This is a genomic window from Sulfitobacter sp. (assembly GCF_041552635.1).
GTDB lineage: Bacteria > Pseudomonadota > Alphaproteobacteria > Rhodobacterales > Rhodobacteraceae > Sulfitobacter.
This window is the reverse complement of the sequence record NZ_JBFEKM010000269.1, coordinates 1-3,629: the sequence shown is the minus strand read 5'-3', so window position 1 is coordinate 3,629 and position 3,629 is coordinate 1. Positions and strand designations below refer to the sequence as shown.

Here is a 3,629-nt window from a genome sequence, read left to right as displayed (position 1 = left end):
AATGCAGCTGCTTGAAGTTTAATAAAGAAACCGCCCGGTGCGACGCTGTCAGATGCCACCAACGGCGCGCGAACCTCTGGCAAATCGCCACGGGTCAGCACCAATTCACCGATCATATCGCCCTTGAGGATCGGCGCGCGCAACGGTCCGGTGTAAACCACCTCAGCGTTGATTTCGCTTCCGCCTGACACGGGGATAAGAACGGACAAGTCTTGTGCCAGTTCCATCCCGACGGCTTTTTGTGCCCCCAGAACAACGGTGGCATCGGCGATTTGCGTCCCGGCAGACCCCATTTCGCGCTGCGCGAACTGGCGGAAGGCCCAGTTCACGATCGCTTCGGATTCTTGTGCCCGTGCCGCAGCACTTTCAAGTCCGGATATTACGAAAATGACCCGACGGTCGCCCTGTTTGGCCGACCCCACCAGCCCATAGCCTGCTTCTTGGGTGTGGCCGGTTTTCAGGCCGTCCGCCCCAATCCCAAGGCCCAGCAAGGGGTTGCGGTTGGCTTTGTTCTGTGGCGCGCGGCCGTCGAACAGGAATTCACGCTGTGAAAACAGCGGATAATATTGGGGGTAGTCGGTGATGAGGCGCATGGCGATCAGGCCAAGATCGCGCATCGACATCCGGTGGCCCGCCGCAGGCCAGCCGTTGGAATTGGCAAAGGTCGAATTGGTCATCCCAAGCTGTTGAGCGCGGCGGGTCATCAAGCGGGCGAACCCGGCTTCGGTCCCGTCGGGGCTGAGTGCTTCGGCGATCACGGCGCAGGCGTCGTTGCCCGACAGCACGATGATGCCGCGCAGCAGGTCTTCGACCTTGACGCGGTCGGTGGTGTCCAGAAACATCGTTGACCCGCCATAGGACATCGCGTGCTGCGAGACAGGAAGCTCTTCGGTCAGATCAAGGCCGCCGTTGCTTTTGCCACGCTCGACCGCCTCGAATGCCATGTAAAGCGTCATCAGTTTCGACATTGACGCAGGTGGCAACGGATCATCGGCATTCTTTGCCAACAGCACAGTGCCGGTGGTCTGGTCGATCACATAGGCCGCCGTTGCACGGGTTTCAAACGCGTGGCCGGGCAGGGCTGTCAGGATCAGCGCGACGGTGGCGACAAGCATACGGATCATGGTGCGGGCTCCTTGTTTTGTCGGATCAGTTGGACACGGCATAGGCGTCCGAGAACCCTTCGGTCTTGATGGATTTCAGCAATGCATTGAGTTCCGACTTCGACTTCGCAGGCCCTACGACCACCCGCCAGAATGGCTTGCCGTCAATCTCGCTGCGCTTCACGGTGGGCAGCATCCCCGCGCTCCGCATCTGGTTGGCAGCGCGGTTTGCATTTGCCTCGACGCTGAAAATACCGATCTGCACAAAGGGTTTAGCCAGCGATGATGTCGCTTGCGGGGCGGCGGGTTTCGGCGCTGTCTGGGTGGGCAGGGCTACTGCGGGGGCGGCATCTATGGCTGCGCTTGCCGATGCCACGACCGGATCAAGCGCGGTTTCTGTCACACGGGCGGGGGCTTCGACGGTCCCTTCTGGTGCGGCATCTTGCGGCGGCGCGTCCGCCTCTTGACGCCGTAACGCTGTGACGTTCAGGGGGGCGGGGGCACCTGCCAAAATGCTAAGCGCTGCCGCCGCGTCTGATGATATCTGTAGCTTTGGCCCCGGCAGATCCCGTTCGCGGCGAAACAGCGCGCCAATTACGAATTTGCCGTTCGCCTCGTTGCGGATGATTACGCGTTCGGGATCGGTGACATCGGGATGCGCAACCCAGACACCACCAAGACTGGGCCGTCCGTCCCATAGACCCTGATCGTTTGCGGAGAATACATCCGGCGCTTCGACGTCGCGTTCAACCAGCTTGGTCGATCCGGAAGGGGTAGCCGCCCCTTGGCCGTCTGATTTGCCGAAGCCGAACGTGCCGGACGCATCACACCCCGTAAGCGCAAGCAGGGCCACAAAAACTGCCGTGGTGCCGCGCATTGGTCGTGTCCAAAGGGTCGTGATGTGCGATCGGATGTTCATTTTCTGGTCGTCCTTGCCTGCTGGCGCGGCGTTTGCACCGCTGCCTGATCGCGCCGTTCATACGGCATGTTTAACGCCCCATTGCCGGGGTCTGATCGGCACAGTAGCGCGCGCAGGGGGCTGTGAAAAGGCCGTCACACCAGCATCGGCAAATTTCCCCGCCAGATACATCGTGATTTGTTGCATTTGGAGGTTTGCAGAATCGCTGCCGGCGTTTTATGCGGTCTTTGCTGCGGAGGAGTGGCAGAGTGGTCGAATGCACCGGTCTTGAAAACCGGCGTGCGTGAGAGCGTACCGTGGGTTCGAATCCCACCTCCTCCGCCACCATACCTTTGTATTGAAATTGAATGGGCCGCTTTGAGGGGCCTTTTTCTTTTGTTTACATGGGCATAAGTGTGCTCTCCGATTGTCTTGAGTTTCTTTCGATAGTGTCTATATTCTTTCCTTGAGTGGTGTGGAACGTGGTATTTTTGAGTGGCCCTATCCGGCAAGCTGACAAAGAAACTAGTCGAGAATCTTGGTGCTGGTCGTCACGGCGATGGCAACGGTCTTTATCTGGTGGTTGATCCCTCAGGCGCGCGGCGTTGGATCGTGCGGGTAGTGGTCAAAGGCCAGAAGAACAAAAAGGGCGCGCCCCTGCGCACGGACTTTGGCCTTGGTGGTGCTGATATCGTCACGATCAACCAAGCGCGTGAGCGGGCGCTGGAATATCGCCGTATGGCCAAGCAAGGTCTGAACCCGCGTTTCAATGCCCGCCAAGAGGTGCCAACCTTTGAAGAGGTCGCCCAACAGGTTCATATCGACCGGATGCCGACGTGGAAAAACGCCAAGCACGGACAGCAGTGGATCAACACCTTGCGCGATTACGCCTTTCCCAAAATCGGGCGTATGCCCATTGATAGCATCGACCAGCCGGAAGTGATGATGTGCCTCGCGCCGATATGGACCGAAAAGCATGAAACCGCGAAGCGCTTGGCGCAACGGATAAAGGTTGTGCTGGACGTGGCGCGCTCTAAAGGGTTTCGGTCGGGGGAAAACCCAGTAACCTTGGTCAAAGAAGCCCAAGTCTTGCCCAAGGTGAAGGTAAAAGTAAAACACCACAAAGCAATGGCCTGACAGGATGTGCCAGCCTTTTATGCGGATCTTATGAGCCGTAACGCTATGGCGGCAAACGCCTTGCGGTTTACCTGCCTTACAGGGTCGCGCACCACCGAGGTCTTGAAGATGCGGTGGGAAGAACTCGATCTTGATGCGGGCGTTTGGACATGCCCGGAGGAGCGCATGAAGGGCAACGAGGAACACCGCGTACCTCTGACCGCCCAAATGCTTGAGATCATCGAGCCTTTGAAGGGGCTCAAATCAGATTTTGTCTTTGAAGGGCAAAAGCGCAATCATCCTTTGTCCAATATGGCGATGCTGATGTTGCTGCGCCGGATGGGTGTTGAAGGGGTTACCGTGCATGGCTTTCGATCAACGTTCCGCGATTGGGTCTCTGAGACTGGGAATGGGCAGTGGGAAGTTGCAGAACGAAGCCTGTCACACAAGGTTGGCTCAAAGGTTGAGAGGGCCTATGCGCGGTCTGATTTACTTGAGAAAAGACGGGCTTT

General features: G+C 58.2%; 4 protein-coding genes and 1 tRNA gene. 3 read left to right on the top strand and 2 right to left on the bottom strand.

The annotated features are described in order from the left end of the window. The coding region (locus ABYT07_RS19805; RefSeq protein ID WP_372993731.1) for a D-alanyl-D-alanine carboxypeptidase family protein at positions 1 to 1,124 on the bottom strand (1,124 nt) is incomplete at its 3' end. A 25-nt stretch (positions 1,125 to 1,149) separates the two neighbouring features. Continuing rightward, on the bottom strand, positions 1,150 to 2,022 hold the full coding sequence (locus ABYT07_RS19800; protein ID WP_372993730.1) for an SPOR domain-containing protein: 873 nt from the start codon (positions 2,020 to 2,022) through the stop codon (positions 1,150 to 1,152). 234 nt (positions 2,023 to 2,256) lie between these two features. Between ABYT07_RS19800 and ABYT07_RS19795 the strand changes: the two genes are divergently transcribed. The 3 genes from ABYT07_RS19795 to ABYT07_RS19785 form a co-directional block, all read left to right on the top strand. Continuing rightward, a tRNA-Ser gene (locus tag ABYT07_RS19795) sits at positions 2,257 to 2,346 on the top strand. 150 nt (positions 2,347 to 2,496) lie between these two features. Then, entirely contained in the window at positions 2,497 to 3,138 is a 642-nt protein-coding gene (locus tag ABYT07_RS19790; RefSeq protein WP_372993729.1) for a tyrosine-type recombinase/integrase, read from the top strand. A 30-nt stretch (positions 3,139 to 3,168) separates the two neighbouring features. Continuing rightward, positions 3,169 to 3,629, top strand: a 461-nt coding sequence (locus ABYT07_RS19785; RefSeq protein WP_372993728.1) for a tyrosine-type recombinase/integrase, incomplete at its 3' end; no start/stop codon positions are given.

Excerpts from the sequence above, each read along its gene's own strand:
- ABYT07_RS19800 (WP_372993730.1), bottom strand. The coding sequence starts at position 2,022 with ATGAACATCCGATCGCACATCACGACCCTTTGGACACGACCAATGCGC.